We start from the raw sequence: 14,047 nt of genomic DNA on the forward strand, positions 1-14,047 counted from the left end.
TGGTCCTCAAACGGTGGCGGCGGCTTCGATGAGGCCCATTTCTTCGCTGGACATCAGCCGGTCGATGTCCACCAGGATCAGCATGCGTTCGTCCAGCGTGCCCAGGCCGATCAGGTAGTCGGTGTCGAGCACCGAGCCCATCTCGGGCGCCGGCTTGATCTGCTCGGCCGTGAGCGTGATCACGTCGGACACGCTGTCCACCACCATGCCCACCACGCGGCCCGAGATGTTCAGCACGATCACCACCGTGAACTGGTCGTAGGTGGGCGCGCCCAGCTCGAACTTGATGCGCATGTCGATGATCGGCACGATGATGCCGCGCAGGTTGACCACGCCCTTGATGTAGTCCGGCGCGTTCGCGATGCGCGTCACGGCGTCGTAGCCGCGCAGCTCCTGCACCTTCTGGATGTCGATGCCGTATTCCTCGTCGCCGAGCTTGAAGGTCACGACCTCCAGGCGGTTGGCCACGGTGGACGCGGACGGCGCCGCGCCATTCGATCGCGGTGATGTGTCTCTGGTGTTGTTCAACATGTGTTCTTCTCCTCGTTCAATACGCATCCCGGGCGCCGGCACCCTCGCCCGCCCCGGTCCTGAATACCCCTGCGGCCCGGACCAGGCCCTGCGCCTGTTCCTGCAGCGACTGCGCCGTGGCCGAGGCCTCCTCGACCAATGCGGCGTTCTGCTGCGTGACCTGGTCCATCTGCGCGATGGCCCGGTTGATCTGCTCGATGCCCGAGGTCTGCTCCTGGCTCGCGGTCGTGATCTCGCCCATGATGTCGGTCACGCGCTTCACGCTGCCGACGATCTCCTGCATGGTGCGGCCGGCCTCGGCCACCTGCTTGCTGCCCGCCTCGACCTTCTCCACCGAGTCGCCGATGAGGGTCTTGATTTCTTTCGCGGCTGCGGCCGAGCGCTGCGCGAGGCTGCGCACTTCCGACGCGACCACGGCGAAGCCCTTGCCCTGCTCGCCCGCGCGCGCGGCTTCCACGGCCGCGTTCAGCGCCAGGATGTTGGTCTGGAACGCGATGCCGTCGATCACGCCGATGATGTCGACGATCTTTTTCGACGAGGCGTTGATCGAGCCCATCGTGTCCACGACCTGCGAGACCACCGCGCCGCCCTTCACCGCCACTTCGGAGGCGGAAACGGCCAGCTGGTTCGCCTGCAGCGCGTTGTCCGCGTTCTGCTTCACCGTCGAGGTCAGCTCTTCCATCGATGCCGCCGTCTGCTCGAGCGAGCTGGCCTGCTGCTCGGTGCGCGAGGACAGGTCCTCGTTGCCCGAAGCGATCTGGCTCGACGCCGACATCACGCCCGCGACGTTCGCGCCCACGTCCGCGACGATCGCGAAGAGGTTGGCGCTCATCTGGTTCAACGCGCGCAGCAGCCCCGAGACCTCGTCGCCGGGCCGCACCGTGAAGCGCACGAGGTCGCCGCCCGCGATGGTGCGCGCGACCTCGATGGCTTCGTCGAGCGGACGGAACACCGTGCGGCCGAGGAACGCACCCAGGCCCAGCCACGCCAGCGCGGCGCCGAGGCTGCCCGCTGCCACGGCGGTGGGCAGCCAGCTGTGCGCGCCGGACGCAGCGGCCAGACGGGACGCTTCCATCCAGCCCAGCGCGCCCAGGCCTGCTGACAGCGCGGCCGCCGCGAGGGTCACGCCGAACACGCGGCGCCGCACCGGAATGCGCCGCAGCCGCGCCAACGGATGGGCCCAGCCGCTGCGCACCACCTCGCCCTGCAGCAGCTCGAGGCCCTTGGCCTCGCCTTCCCGCATGCGGCGGTAGAGGGCATCGGCGGCGGCCACGTCCTCGCGCGCGGGGCGGCTGCGCACGGACATGTAGCCCTCCACGCGGCCCTGGTGGCGGATCGGCGTGACGTTGGCCAGCACCCAGTAGAAGTCGCCGTTCTTGCGCCGGTTCTTGATCAGGCCGGTCCAGGGCAGGCCCTGGTCGAGCGTGCGCCACAGGTCGGCGAAGGCCTCGGGCGGCACGTCGGGGTGGCGCACGATGTTGTGCGCCTTGCCCAGCAGTTCGCCGGCCGTGAAGCCGCTGGCTGCGACGAAGGCCGGGTTGACGTAAGTGATGCGGCCCTTGAGGTCGGTGCGGGACACCAGGGCCTCTTCCTTCGAGAGTTCGTATTCGATGTCGGTGACGGGCAGGTTGACACGCATGGCCGGTGCGTCGCCTTCAGGCCAGGGCCAGCGCGTTGCCGTGGCTGCTGCTGCTGCCGCCGAGGCGGAACACGCCGACGACCTGCGACAGGCTGCCCGCCTGCTCCTGCAGCGACTGCGCGGCGGCCGAGGCTTCCTCGACCAGCGCCGCGTTCTGCTGCGTCACCTGGTCCATCTGCGTGATCGCCTGGTTGATCTGCTCGATGCCCGAGGTCTGTTCCTGGCTCGCCGCCGTGATCTCGCCCATGATGTCCGTCACGCGCTTCACGCTGCCCACGATTTCTTCCATCGTGCGGCCGGCTTCTGCGACTTGCTTGCTGCCTTCCTCGACCTTCTCCACCGAGTCGCCGATCAGGGTCTTGATTTCCTTCGCAGCGGCTGCGGAGCGTTGGGCCAAGCTGCGGACTTCGGAGGCGACCACGGCAAAGCCACGACCTTGCTCGCCAGCGCGTGCGGCTTCAACAGCAGCGTTCAGCGCCAGGATGTTGGTCTGAAACGCGATGCCGTCGATCACACCGATGATGTCGACGATCTTCTTGGAAGATGCATTGATCGAGCCCATCGTGTCCACGACCTGCGACACGACCGCCCCACCCTTCACTGCAACTTCCGAAGCAGAAACCGCCAATTGATTGGCTTGCCGCGCGTTGTCCGCGTTCTGCTTCACCGTCGAGGTCAGCTCTTCCATCGAAGCGGCCGTCTGCTCCAGCGAGCTGGCCTGCTCTTCCGTGCGCGACGACAAATCCTGGTTGCCCGAAGCGATCTGCCCCGAGGCCGTGGCAATGGTCTCCGTGCCCGTGCGCACTTCGCCCACCACCTTCGCCAGGTTGGCGTTCATGTCCTTCAGCGCCTGCATCAGCTGGCCCGCTTCGTCGCGGCTGTCCACGCGGATGTTCGCGCTCAGGTCGCCGGCGGCCACCGTCTCGGCCACTTCGAGCGCATGGCCCAGCGGGCGCACGATGCCCAGCGTGAGGCGCCAGGCGAACAGCGCGCCCAGCGCCAGCGCGATGGCCGACAGCACGAGCAGCGTGGTGCGGCCTTCGGTGTGGTCGGCCGCGATGCCCTTGGCGGCGGCGTCGATCTTCTCGCGCTGGTGGTTGGCCAGGTTTTCGACGGCGCCGGCGTAGACGGCGAGCGCCGCGCTGAACTTAGTGTCGACCAGCACATTGGCTTCGTCGATCTTCTTCTCGTCCTTGAGCTTGTTGAGCGTGCCCACGGTCTCGAGCACGACGACGCGCGCCGCGACCACCGCGGCATAGAGCGCCTTTTCTTCCGGCGTGGCGAGCATGGCTTCCAGCTGCTTCTGCGCCGGCGTGATGCGCGCCGAACCCGCCGCCTGGAGCTTGGCGAAATAGGCCGCCACCTCGGGGTCGGTGGTCTTGACCATCGCGTAGTTGGCGACGGTGTTCGACTTGAGCAGGCTGAGCCATTCGGCCGCCAGCCGCTCCTTGACCAACGCGCCCTGCACCATCTCGTCGGTGGCCTGGCCCACGTTCGTCAGGCGCAGCACGCCCGTGCCCGCAATGAACGCCATCAGCAGCAGCAGCACCGCGAAGCCGAGCCCCAGGCGGGTGCCGATTTTCAGATCCTTCAAACTCATTGCGCTTCTCTTCCTTCAATAACGGGGGACGGTGGCCGCATCGCGCGGCGGGCCACCGGCATGACATGACGGCATGGCGGGACGGCGGCCTGCGCCACCCCGTCTCCCTGTTATCGGCAGCACGCCGCCAGACTTGAGTCTTTTTTCTGAATATCGGTGCGGATCAGGGCGCGGGCGCATGCGTTCTCTGTCAGGCGTCGGTGGCGTTGACGTGCTGGAACACCCGGTCCAGCCGCTCGGCCACCTTGGCGTCGTGGTGACTTGCACGGGCCCGCGCATGCGCCGCGAAGCCCGCGAGCCCCAGGCCCGTCAGGCAGGCGGCACCCGCGAGTGCCCACACGGCATGGAGCGCCCAGGCGCAACCGGTGCCGACATGGAAGCCGAGGAAGAGCGCCACGGCCAGCAGCAGGAGCAATGCGGCGAAGCCCATGCCGACGCGGCGCAGGGCTTTCGGATGGAAATGCGTGGACACGGGGTGTTCAGGCCGCAACGGCTTCGTCGGCGTCGAGCTTGAAGGTGCTCACGGCCTCGACCAGAGCGCCCGCCTGTTCCTGCAGCGATTGCGCGGCGGCCGAGGCTTCTTCGACCAGCGCCGCGTTCTGCTGCGTCACCTGGTCCATCTGCGTGATCGCCTGGTTGATCTGCTCGATGCCCGAGGTCTGCTCCTGGCTCGCCGCCGTGATCTCGCCCATGATGTCGGTCACGCGCTTGACGCTGCCCACGATCTCTTCCATCGTGCGGCCGGCTTCGGCGACCTGCTTGCTGCCTTCTTCGACCTTTTCTACCGAGTCGCCGATCAGGGTCTTGATTTCCTTGGCGGCGGCTGCGGAGCGTTGAGCCAAGCTGCGAACTTCCGAAGCCACGACGGCGAAACCGCGACCTTGCTCGCCAGCGCGTGCGGCTTCAACGGCCGCATTCAACGCCAGGATGTTTGTCTGGAACGCGATGCCGTCGATCACGCCGATGATGTCCACGATCTTTTTCGACGAAGCGTTGATCGAGCCCATCGTGTCCACCACCTGCGACACGACCGCGCCGCCCTTCACTGCCACTTCCGAAGCAGAGACGGCCAGCTGGTTCGCCTGCCGCGCGTTGTCCGCGTTCTGCTTCACGGTCGAAGTCAGCTCCTCCATCGACGCCGCCGTCTGCTCCAGCGAGCTGGCCTGTTCTTCCGTGCGCGAAGAAAGATCCTGGTTGCCCGCCGCGATCTGCCGCGACGCCACCGCGATCGAATCGGTCGAGGCCTTGATGCGCGTCACGAGGTCGGTGAGCGTGTCTTCCATCTCGCCCATGCCGCGCAGCAGCCGGCCGAAGTCGCCGCCGCGCTCGGTCTCGAACTCCTGGCTCAGGTCGCCGGAGGCCACGGTCTCGGCGATCAGCAGCGCCTCGGCCACCGGATCGGCGATGCTGCGCGTGAGCAGCCATGCGAGCACCGCGCCCAGCGCCAGCGCGGCCGCGGCCAGCGCGACGATGTAGATGAGGCCTGCGCGGTACTGCGCGTCGATGGCGGCGGCGGTGCTGTCGATGTGCTTCTGCTGGTGCGTCACCATGGCGCGGATGCCCGCGTCGTAGCCGTCGAGCATCGGCAGCAGCTGCGTGTCGGTGCGCGTCGCGGCTTCGTCCTTGCGGCCTTCGGTCTTCAGCTGGAGGATCTGCTGGCGCAGCGCGATGTACTCGCCGCGCCGCTTCTGGATGTCGGCGCTCAGCGCCAGCTCTTCCGGCGACACGAGCAGCGCCTCGAGCGCCTTCTGCGTCTCGGAGATGGTGGCGCTGGTGGCGGCGATCTGCTTTTGCAGGTGGGCCTGCACCTGCGCGTCGTCGCTCTTGAGCAGCGAGAAGGTGCGCACGCTGTTGGTGGCCGTGCCCAGCTGCCAGGCCGTGGCCAGGCGCTCCTTCGACAGGGTGCGCGACGCCATGTCCTGCGTGGCCTCGCCCACGCCCTGCAGCCGCAGCACGCCGATGCCCGCCACGGCCACCAGCAGCGCCAGCACCAGCGCAAAGCCGGCGCCCAGCCGCATTCCGATCGTCCAGTTCTTTATCGTCATTCGCTTGTCTCCTCTCGGGGCCTCTCGTGTCGTTGTTCTCGGGTCCGGGCAGTCAGGCTGTGCGAGCGGCTCAGCCGAACTTCTGCATGATGCGAACCAGCTTCTCGCCGTAGCGCGGGTCGGTGGCATAGCCCGCGCGCTGCAGGCCGTGCGCGGCCTGCGCCGGGTCGGCGGTGGCCAGCACGTTCGCGTAGCGCGGGTTGCGCGTGATGAAGCGCGCGTAGTCGGTGAAGGCCTCCTCGTACGAGGCGTAGGCGCGGAACTTCGCGCGCACCTTCTGCGGTTCGCCGTCGATGTACTCGGTGGTGGTGGTCTCGACCGTCGCGCCCTTCCAGCCCTTGTCGGCCTTGATGCCGAAGAGGTTGAAGCTTTGCGTGCCGTCGTCGGCGCGAATTTCTCGCTTGCCCCAGCCGGATTCGAGCGCGGCCTGCGCCAGGATCAGCGGCGCGGGCACGCCGCTGGCGGCGCTGGCCGCCTGTGCCGAAGCGCCCATGCGGTCCACGAACGCATCGACCTGGCCTTGCAGCGAGGCGTTCGCCGCCGGTGCGGGGCTGCTCCTGACTTGATAGACACCGAGGTCGGCCGCCGTCGACACGCGCGCACCAGGCGCAGAGCCGATGGGAATGCCCGCGCGCGGGCCGTATGGCAGGCCGGCGGGCGGCTCGAGCGACATCGCCCGCGTGCCGATGCCGTCGTCGGCTTCGGTCGCCGCCGAAGGCAATTGCCGCCGCAGCTGCGCCAGCATCGCCTCGGCCAGCCCCACGCCGCGCCCCGAGAGGTTCTGTGTGAGCTGCTGGTCGAACATCGACAAATAGACCTTCTGGTCCTGGCTGTCGAGCAGGCCGCTCGAGGGCGTCGCCTCGCGCATGCTCTTGAGCACCATGTTCATGAACAAGGCCTCGAACTGGCGCGAGACCTGCTGCAGGCCTTCTTCGGGCGAGGTGCGCACGGTGCGCCGCAGCGCATCGACGCCCTGCACGTCGAGCGCAAAACGCTGGTCGAGCGCGCCGCTGCGGCTGGCCGCGTCGGTGCCGGTCCACGCGGTGTGGGCAGAGATGGTCATGCCGCCGGCCTCAGATGATCTCGAGCTCGGCGCTCAAAGCGCCGGCCGACTTCATGGCCTGCAGGATCGACACCAGGTCCTGCGGGTTGGCACCCAGGCTGTTCAGGCCCTTGACCACATCGGCCAGCGAGGCGCCGCCGCGCACCATCTGGATCGCGCCGCCGCCCTGGTTGACGGAAATCTGCGAGGTCTGCGCCACCACGGTGCTGCCGCCCGAGAACGCGCCCGGCTGGCTGATCACCGGCTCGGTGTTGATCACCACCGACAGGTTGCCGTGCGCAATGGCGCAGTCTTTCACGCGCACCGCCTGGTTCATCACGACCGAGCCCGTGCGCGCATTCACCACCACGCGCGCGCCCGCCTGCGTGGGCGTGACCTCGAGCTCCTGCAACTGCGCGAGAAAGCCAACGCGCCGCTGCGGCTCGGGCGCCTGCACGCGAATCACGCGCGCGTCCATCGCCTCGGCGGTGCCGGCGCCGAACTGGCGGTTGATGGCGTCCGTGGCGCGCTGCGCGGTGCCGAAGTCGGAGCGGTTCAGCTCGATGGTGAAGGAGCCCTCCGCGCCCACCGGCGCCTCGACCGTGCGCTCCACCAGCGCACCGGCGGGAATGCGCCCCGAGCTCAGCTGGTTGACCTGCACCTTGCTGCCGTTGGCCGCGGCGCCCGCGCCGCCCACCACCATGTTGCCCTGCGCCACCGCGTAGGTCGCGCCGTCCACGCCCTTGAGCGGCGTCATCAGCAGCGTGCCGCCGCGCAGGCTCTTGGCATTGCCCATGGACGACACGGTGACGTCGATGTTCTGGCCCGGCCGCGCGAACGACGGCAGCGTGGCCGTCACCATGACGGCCGCCACGTTCTTCAGCTGCATGTTCACGCCCTGCGGGATCGTGATGCCCAGCTGCTGCAGCATGTTGTTCAGGCTCTGCGTGGTGAACGGCGTCTGCATCGTCTGGTCGCCCGTGCCGTCCAGGCCGACCATGAGGCCGTAGCCGATGAGCGGGTTGTCGCGCACGCCCTGGATGCTGGCGAGTTCCTTCAGGCGTTCCGCATGCGCGGGCGCGATGAACAGGAGCGCGCACAGCGCCGCGATGCGCCAGCGATTCGAAGTAGGTGAAGCCTGGAGGTGTGTCATCAGAATGGCATCACATTCAAGAAGATGCGCTGCATCCAGCCCATGTGCTGGGCTTCATCGATGTAGCCCTTGGCCGAGTACTCGATGCGCGCATCGGCCACCAGCGTCGAGGGCACGGTGTTGTTGCCCGACACGGTGCGCGGGTTCACCACGCCCGAGAAGCGGATGTACTCGGTGCCCTGGTTGATGCCCATCTGCTTCTCGCCGCTCACCAGCAGGTTGCCGTTGGCCATGACGTCGGTCACGGTGACGGTGATCACGCCGTTGAAGGTGTTGTTGGCGTTGGCGCCGCCCTTGGCGTTGAGCGTGTTGGTGCCCGACAGCTTGGTGTCCTGTCCGTCGAGCAGGCCGCCGATGAGCTTGGGAATGGCCGCGAACACGCTGGTCGTGTTGCCCGTGCGGCTGGCGTTGGCGCCCGAGTTCTTGGTCGCGTTGACCTTCTCGCTGATGAGGATGGTGAGGATGTCGCCGACGTTGCGCGGGCGGCGGTCTTCGAACAGCGCGTTGGCGCCGGGGCCGTCCTGGAAGATCGCGCCCGGCGCGCGGCGCGCCTGCACCGCCGCGTACTGGTCGGCGCGCGCCGTCATCGGCTGGTGCACCAGCGGCTCGCGCGGCACCTGCGCACAGCCGGCGGCCAGCGCGGCCACGAGCAGCAGCGCCGCCGCCCGACGAAGAAGACGCACCCCCGCCCGCATCACAACTGGGCCAGGCGCTGCAGCATCTGGTCCGAGGTCTGGACCGCCTTGCTGTTGATCTCGTACGAGCGCTGGGTGGCGATCATGTTGACCAGCTCTTCCACCACGTTGACGTTGGAGGCCTCGACATAGCCCTGGCTCAGCGTGCCCGCGCCGTCCACGCCGGGGTTCACCTGGTTGGGTGCGCCCGAGGCGTCGGTCTCGGCATACAGGTTCTCGCCCTGGCTCTGCAGGCCGGTCGGGTTGACGAAGGTCGCGAGCTGCAGCTGGCCGACCTGCACGGTGTTGGTGCCTCCCGCCTGCACCACCGACACGATGCCGTCGCGGCCCACGGTGATGCTGGTGGCGTTGGCCGGGATGGTGATGGCGGGCTGCACCGGGAAGCCGCTGGCCGTGACCAGCTGGCCGTCGCGGTCGGTCTGGAACGAGCCGTCGCGCGTGTACGAGGTGGTGCCATCGGGCATCAGCACCTGGAAGAAGCCGCTGCCGCTGATGGCCACGTCGGTCGGCTTGTCGGTCTTGGTGAGGTTGCCCTGCGAGTGGATGCGCTCGGTGGCGACCACGTGCACGCCGGTGCCCACCTGCAGGCCCGAAGGCAGGCGCGTCTGGTCGGAGCTCTGGCCGCCGACCTGGCGCAGGTTCTGGTAGACCAGGTCTTCGAACACGGCGCGGCTGCGCTTGAAGCCGGTGGTGCCGACGTTGGCCAGGTTGTTGGAGACCACGTCGAGCTGGGTCTGCTGCGCGTCCAGGCCGGTCTTGGCGATGTAGAGGGAGCGGATCATTGAAAGGAGTTCCTGGAAGAGGGTCAGCCGTAGGCCAGCAGCTTGTTGGCGGTCTGCGCGTTGATGTCGGCGGTCTGCAGCGACTTCATCTGCATCTCGAAGCTGCGGGCGTTGGCGATCATGGCCACCATGGCATCGACCGGCTGCACGTTGCTGCCCTCGATGGCGCCGGAGATGAGCGTGACGGCCTCGTCGGCCTCGGCCGGCGGCAGGTCGGCGCGCATGCGGAACAGGCCGTCGTCGCCGCGCACGAGGTCGGTCACGGGCGGGTTGACCAGCTTGAGACGCCCCACCTCGGCGATGCCGGTGAGCACGGTCGAAGCCGCGTCTCGCGAGCCCACGAGGCCGTTCGATGCAATGCTCACGGCCGAACCCGGTGGCACGGTGAGCGCGCCGTTGTCGCCCACCACGGGGCGCCCGCCCATCGTCGTGAGCTGGCCGTCGGCGCCGATCTGCAGGTTGCCGACGCGCGTGTAGGCCTCGCCGCCGTCGGCCGCCTGCACCACCAGCCAGCCTTCACCGCCCACGGCCACGTCGAGCGCGCGGCCGGTCTGCGTGAGCGGGCCGTGGGTGAAGTCGGCGCCGGGCGTGGTGGCGGCCACGAAGGCGCGCGTGGGCGCTTCCTCGCCGACCACGGGCACGGCGCGGAAGGTCGCGATCTGCGCACGGAAACCCGGCGTCGAGACGTTCGCCATGTTGTTGGCGACCACGGCCTGCTGCTCCATGGCCTGCTTGGCGCCGCTCATGGCGACATACAGCATTCGATCCACGCAATGCTCCTGCTCAGCGGATGTTCATGAGCGTCTGCATGACCTGGTCCTGCGTCTTCACGGTCTGCGCGTTGGCCTGGTAGTTGCGCTGCGCGACGATGAGATTCACCAGCTCGGAGGTCAGGTCGACGTTGGACGACTCCAGCGCACCCGAGGCCAGCGAGCCGGCCTTGGTGCCTTCGCCCGGCGTGCCGGTGAGCGCATTGCCCGAGGCCTGCGTCTCGGCCCACACGTTGTTGCCCTTGGGCTCCAGGCCGTTCGGGTTGGCGAACGACGACAACACGACCTGGCCCAACAGGCGCGTCTGCTCGTTGGAGAACTTGCCGGTGATGGTGCCGTCGGGGTTGATCGAGAACGCGGTGAGCTCGCCCGATTTGTAGCCGTCCTGGCCCAGCTTGCTCATGCCGTTGGCGCTGCCGAACTGCGTGGTGCCCGTGAGGTCGACCGAGGCGGTGAGCGGCGAGGCGCCGTTGGTGAAGGTGAGCGGCCCGATGTTGAACGCGCCCGAGGCCGGTGCGGTCATGACGCCCTTGGCGTCGAAGGTCACGTTGGACAGCGCGGCGCCACCGTTCAGCGGTGCGCCATCGGAGGTGCCGTACACGCTCCAGGTGTTGGCCGCCGTCTTCACGAAGTACACGGCCACGTCGTGCGGGTTGCCCAGCGAGTCGTAGATGGGCCCGATGGCGTTCGGGTAGTTGTAGGTGGCGGCGTCGGTGGGGTTGAACGGCGTCTTGGCGGGCACCGTGCTGCGCGCGTCGAGGTTGAACTGCGCGTCGATGTTGGCCGTGGGCTTGGGCGGCATCATGCCGCCCTGCACCTGGATCGGCCCCGGCGTGCCGCCGCTGATGCCGCCGCTGGCGTTGGCGCCGTAGCCGGTGAGCTGCAGGCCCTGCGCGTTGACGATGTAGCCGTCCTTGTCGCGCGTGAACTGGCCGTTGCGCGAGTAGAAGACCTCGCCGCTGGGGCTGGCCAGGCGAAAGAAGCCGTCGCCGTTGAGGATGGCCACGTCCAGCGGGCGCGTGCTCGACTGCGTCACGCCTTGCGTGAAGTTCTGCGTCACGCCCGACACCGAGGCGCCCAGGCCCACGCGCGAGCCGGCGTACACGTCCTGGAAGGTGGCGGCGGCCGACTTGTAGCCCACCGTGCCCGAGTTGGCGATGTTGTTGCCGATGACGTCGAGGTTGGCCGCGGCCACGCCGAGTCCGCTGATGCCTTGGGAGAAACTCATGAGGGGGTCCTTGTTCGGTGCGAGGAAGAAGAGTGCGAAGGGCGCGGCCCGCACGGGCCACGCCGAAGACGAAGACGAAAGCTCAGAGGAACAGGCGCACGTCGCCCAGCCCGATGCTGGCGCCCGAGGCCAGCTCCAGCGTGACGCCGCCGGCGCCCTGCTTCACGGCGGCCACCTGCGAGAAGGTGAGCGCGGTGGCCTTCACCGTCGTACCGTTGTTGCTGGCATCGACCGTGAAGCGGTAGGCGCCCGGTGGCACCGCCACGCCCAGGTCGTCCTTGCCGTCCCAGGTGACGGCGTTGACGCCTTCCTTCATGGCGCCCGCGTCGAGCGTGCGGATCACCTTGCCGGTGCTGTCGACGATCTTGATCTCGACGTCGGCGGCGGTGCCCGGCAGCTGCACGGCGAAGGCCTGCGTGGCGGGGTCCTTGCCGTCCTCGGGCTTCTTGGTGGTGAGCACGTCGCCGGGCGACAGCACGTTGTAGCCGATGAGCGAGGTGGCCTGCAGCAGCTGGTTGGCGCCGGTCTGGTTGACGAGGCCGGAGAGCGTGGCGTTGAGCTTCTCGATGCCGCTCACGGTGCTCATCTGCGCGAGCTGCGAGGTGAGCTCGGCGTTCTGCATCGGGTTGAGCGGGTCCTGGTTGTTCAGCTGCGTGACGAGCAGCTTGAGAAAGCGCTGCTCGCTGTCGGCGCTGGACACGTTGTTGTTGCTGTTCGCCGCCGTGGGCGCGTTCAGCCCGCTGATGGACGAGGTGTCGGAGAGGGCCATGGGGTCGGTGTTCTTCCTGCGGGAGGCGCGTGTGCGTGCGGGGGTTACTGGCCGATGGTCAGCGTCTTGACCATCAGCGTCTTGGCGGTGTTGAACACCTCGACGTTGGCCTGGTAGCTGCGCGAGGCCGAGATCATGTTGGTCATCTCTTCGACCACGTTGACGTTGGGCATCGCCACGTAGCCCTCGGCGTTGGCGTGCGGGCTCTTCGGGTCGAACACCAGCTTGGCGGGCGACGGGTCTTCGATGACACCGGCCACCTTGACGCCGCCGATGTCGCGCCGGCCCGAGGCCGCCACCTCGAACACCACCTGCTTGGCACGGTAGGGCTGGCCGTCAGGGCCGGCCACGCTTTCGGCGTTGGCGAGGTTGCTCGCGGTCACGTTCATGCGCTGCGATTGCGCGGTCATGGCGGAGCCCGCCACGTCGAAGATGTTCATGGCTGTACCGCCGACAGGAGCGACTTGATCTTGGCGTTGATGAGGGTCAGGTTCGACTCGTAGCGCAGCGCGTTGTCGGCGAAGGCCACGCGCTCGACGTCCATCTCGACCGTGTTGCCGTCGAGGCTGGACTGGTGCGGCACGCGGTACAGCAGGTCGTCGCCGGCCGTGGCCTGCGCCTGGCCCGCGAGGTGGCGCGACGAGGTGGTGGCCATCGACACCGACGACGATGCACGGCCGCGCTCGACGGCGTCGCTCAGGCGCGCGCCGAAGTCGAAGTCGCGCGCCTTGTAGTTCGGCGTGTCGGCATGGGCGATGTTGGCCGCGAGCACCTCCTGGCGCTGGGCCCGGAGATGGAGCGCTTCGCGGTGGAAGCGAAACGCCGCATCCAGCTTGTCGATCATCTTTGTTCCATCTGTTGAGGCGTCGCCAGTGCACGGGGCGCAGCGACCGATGGAAAGCAAGTCTATGCATGCGGCGCGTTGGCAATCGTCCGAACAAAGGGGGGTTTCGCCTGCTGCTCGCACCTTCGCCGGCGGGGTGAATTCATAAGAATCCAGGGGCGCCGGTTGCGGCTTTCCTGCACCGGCGACCTCATTTTTCTGGCCCTCTTCTTTCGCTTTCGATGACCCTCTCGCCGCTTCGCCAACGCCTGCTGCGCACTGCCTGCGCGGTGGGGCTGTCGTGCGCGATGTCGACCGGTGCGATCGCAGGCGACGCGGCTGCGAAGGCCGTCGAGACCTACCTCCAGGTGCAAAGCGCCGGCCTGCCGGGCAAGGTGACGGTCAGCCTCGAAGGACGCGGCACCGACGCCCTGCCCCTGTGCGAGGCTCCCGAGGTGTTCCTGCCGCCAGGCGTCACGCCGTGGGGCCGCATCTCGGTGGGCGTGCGTTGCCATGCCGAGCGGCCGTGGACGCGCTTCGTGCAGGCGCGTGTCGCGGTGGAAGGCCGCTACCTGGTGGCGGCGCGCGCCATCGACGCGGGCCGGGCGCTGGGCGCGGGCGACGTGGTCGAGCGCACCGGCGACCTTACGCGGCTGCCGCGCTCGGTGGTCACCAGCGCGGCCGAACTGGTCGGGGTGGTGAGCGCCAACCGCGTCGCGCCCGGCGCTCCGATCCGCAAGGAGCTGCTGCGCGGCGTCGCCGTGATCCAGCAGGGCCAGGCCGTGAAGGTGGTGGCGCAGGGGCCGGGTTTTGTCGTCAGCACCGAGGCCAAGGCCCTGAGCGGCGCCGCGGTGGGCGCGGTGGTGCAGGCGAAGACGCTGGACGGCCGGGTGATCCGCGGCGTGGCCGACGAGGAAGGACAGGTCCGGCTGGTGCAGTAGCGGTCGCCGCGTTGGCGCAGGCTTCACTT

15 protein-coding genes are annotated in these 14,047 nt (G+C 68.4%); 1 reads left to right on the plus strand and 14 read right to left on the minus strand.

What is annotated here, in order from left to right:
• Positions 1-6 precede the first annotated feature (6 nt).
• From FFI97_RS15480 to flgB, 14 genes are all read right to left on the minus strand, one after another.
• Positions 7-531, minus strand: a complete 525-nt coding sequence (locus tag FFI97_RS15480; RefSeq protein ID WP_070061536.1) for a chemotaxis protein CheW — start codon at positions 529-531, stop codon at positions 7-9.
• A 16-nt stretch (positions 532-547) separates the two neighbouring features.
• The gene (locus FFI97_RS15485; protein ID WP_139700312.1) at positions 548-2,170 is read right to left on the minus strand and encodes a methyl-accepting chemotaxis protein; all 1,623 of its coding nucleotides are present in this window, start codon (positions 2,168-2,170) and stop codon (positions 548-550) included.
• 16 nt (positions 2,171-2,186) lie between these two features.
• Positions 2,187-3,770, minus strand: a complete 1,584-nt coding sequence (locus FFI97_RS15490) for a methyl-accepting chemotaxis protein (RefSeq protein ID WP_062469258.1) — start codon at positions 3,768-3,770, stop codon at positions 2,187-2,189.
• 190 nt (positions 3,771-3,960) lie between these two features.
• Positions 3,961-4,242 (minus strand): hypothetical protein, encoded by a 282-nt coding sequence (locus FFI97_RS15495; protein ID WP_062469256.1) that lies wholly within the window; start codon positions 4,240-4,242, stop codon positions 3,961-3,963.
• A gap of 7 nt (positions 4,243-4,249) precedes the next feature.
• On the minus strand, positions 4,250-5,815 hold the full coding sequence (locus FFI97_RS15500; RefSeq protein ID WP_139700310.1) for a methyl-accepting chemotaxis protein: 1,566 nt from the start codon (positions 5,813-5,815) through the stop codon (positions 4,250-4,252).
• Positions 5,816-5,885: 70 nt separating this feature from the next.
• Complete coding sequence (gene flgJ / locus FFI97_RS15505; protein WP_139700308.1) at positions 5,886-6,878, minus strand: flagellar assembly peptidoglycan hydrolase FlgJ; 993 nt, start codon at positions 6,876-6,878, stop codon at positions 5,886-5,888.
• Between the two features lie 10 nt (positions 6,879-6,888).
• Positions 6,889-8,010 carry a flagellar basal body P-ring protein FlgI gene (locus tag FFI97_RS15510; protein WP_139700306.1) on the minus strand — a complete coding sequence of 374 codons (1,122 nt, stop codon included), beginning with the start codon at positions 8,008-8,010 and terminating at the stop codon, positions 6,889-6,891.
• Positions 8,010-8,705: a flagellar basal body L-ring protein FlgH gene (locus tag FFI97_RS15515; protein ID WP_139700304.1), complete on the minus strand. Its 696-nt coding sequence runs from the start codon at positions 8,703-8,705 to the stop codon at positions 8,010-8,012. The genes FFI97_RS15510 and FFI97_RS15515 overlap by 1 nt, the downstream gene beginning before the upstream one ends.
• Positions 8,705-9,487 carry a flagellar basal-body rod protein FlgG gene (flgG, locus tag FFI97_RS15520; RefSeq protein WP_062469245.1) on the minus strand — a complete coding sequence of 261 codons (783 nt, stop codon included), beginning with the start codon at positions 9,485-9,487 and terminating at the stop codon, positions 8,705-8,707. The genes FFI97_RS15515 and flgG overlap by 1 nt, the downstream gene beginning before the upstream one ends.
• 23 nt (positions 9,488-9,510) lie before the next feature.
• Positions 9,511-10,257, minus strand: a complete 747-nt coding sequence (locus FFI97_RS15525) for a flagellar basal body rod protein FlgF (RefSeq protein WP_139700302.1) — start codon at positions 10,255-10,257, stop codon at positions 9,511-9,513.
• 13 nt (positions 10,258-10,270) lie between these two features.
• The gene (gene flgE, locus FFI97_RS15530) at positions 10,271-11,485 is read right to left on the minus strand and encodes a flagellar hook protein FlgE (RefSeq protein WP_095946600.1); all 1,215 of its coding nucleotides are present in this window, start codon (positions 11,483-11,485) and stop codon (positions 10,271-10,273) included.
• A gap of 82 nt (positions 11,486-11,567) precedes the next feature.
• Positions 11,568-12,254 (minus strand): flagellar hook assembly protein FlgD, encoded by a 687-nt coding sequence (locus FFI97_RS15535; RefSeq protein ID WP_070061527.1) that lies wholly within the window; start codon positions 12,252-12,254, stop codon positions 11,568-11,570.
• Between the two features lie 44 nt (positions 12,255-12,298).
• On the minus strand, positions 12,299-12,694 hold the full coding sequence (gene flgC / locus FFI97_RS15540; RefSeq protein ID WP_139700300.1) for a flagellar basal body rod protein FlgC: 396 nt from the start codon (positions 12,692-12,694) through the stop codon (positions 12,299-12,301).
• Positions 12,691-13,098: a flagellar basal body rod protein FlgB gene (gene flgB / locus FFI97_RS15545; protein ID WP_139700298.1), complete on the minus strand. Its 408-nt coding sequence runs from the start codon at positions 13,096-13,098 to the stop codon at positions 12,691-12,693. The genes flgC and flgB overlap by 4 nt, the downstream gene beginning before the upstream one ends.
• A gap of 221 nt (positions 13,099-13,319) precedes the next feature.
• Between flgB and flgA the strand changes: the two genes are divergently transcribed.
• The gene (flgA, locus tag FFI97_RS15550; protein ID WP_139700297.1) at positions 13,320-14,018 is read left to right on the plus strand and encodes a flagellar basal body P-ring formation chaperone FlgA; all 699 of its coding nucleotides are present in this window, start codon (positions 13,320-13,322) and stop codon (positions 14,016-14,018) included.
• Positions 14,019-14,047: the final 29 nt, after the last annotated feature.

The organism is Variovorax sp. KBS0712 (assembly GCF_006323185.2).
GTDB lineage: Bacteria > Pseudomonadota > Gammaproteobacteria > Burkholderiales > Burkholderiaceae_C > Variovorax > Variovorax boronicumulans.

Bases quoted from the DNA above. Each gene is read 5' to 3' on its own strand.
- FFI97_RS15480 (WP_070061536.1), bottom strand. From the start codon at position 531: ATGTTGAACAACACCAGAGACACATCACCGCGATCGAATGGCGCGGCG.
- FFI97_RS15485 (WP_139700312.1), bottom strand. From the start codon at position 2,170: ATGCGTGTCAACCTGCCCGTCACCGACATCGAATACGAACTCTCGAAG.
- FFI97_RS15490 (WP_062469258.1), bottom strand. From the start codon at position 3,770: ATGAGTTTGAAGGATCTGAAAATCGGCACCCGCCTGGGGCTCGGCTTC.
- FFI97_RS15500 (WP_139700310.1), bottom strand. From the start codon at position 5,815: ATGACGATAAAGAACTGGACGATCGGAATGCGGCTGGGCGCCGGCTTT.
- flgJ (WP_139700308.1), bottom strand. From the start codon at position 6,878: ATGACCATCTCTGCCCACACCGCGTGGACCGGCACCGACGCGGCCAGC.
- FFI97_RS15510 (WP_139700306.1), bottom strand. From the start codon at position 8,010: ATGACACACCTCCAGGCTTCACCTACTTCGAATCGCTGGCGCATCGCG.
- FFI97_RS15515 (WP_139700304.1), bottom strand. From the start codon at position 8,705: ATGCGGGCGGGGGTGCGTCTTCTTCGTCGGGCGGCGGCGCTGCTGCTC.
- flgG (WP_062469245.1), bottom strand. From the start codon at position 9,487: ATGATCCGCTCCCTCTACATCGCCAAGACCGGCCTGGACGCGCAGCAG.
- flgE (WP_095946600.1), bottom strand. From the start codon at position 11,485: ATGAGTTTCTCCCAAGGCATCAGCGGACTCGGCGTGGCCGCGGCCAAC.
- FFI97_RS15535 (WP_070061527.1), bottom strand. From the start codon at position 12,254: ATGGCCCTCTCCGACACCTCGTCCATCAGCGGGCTGAACGCGCCCACG.
- flgC (WP_139700300.1), bottom strand. From the start codon at position 12,694: ATGAACATCTTCGACGTGGCGGGCTCCGCCATGACCGCGCAATCGCAG.
- flgB (WP_139700298.1), bottom strand. From the start codon at position 13,098: ATGATCGACAAGCTGGATGCGGCGTTTCGCTTCCACCGCGAAGCGCTC.
- flgA (WP_139700297.1), top strand. From the start codon at position 13,320: ATGACCCTCTCGCCGCTTCGCCAACGCCTGCTGCGCACTGCCTGCGCG.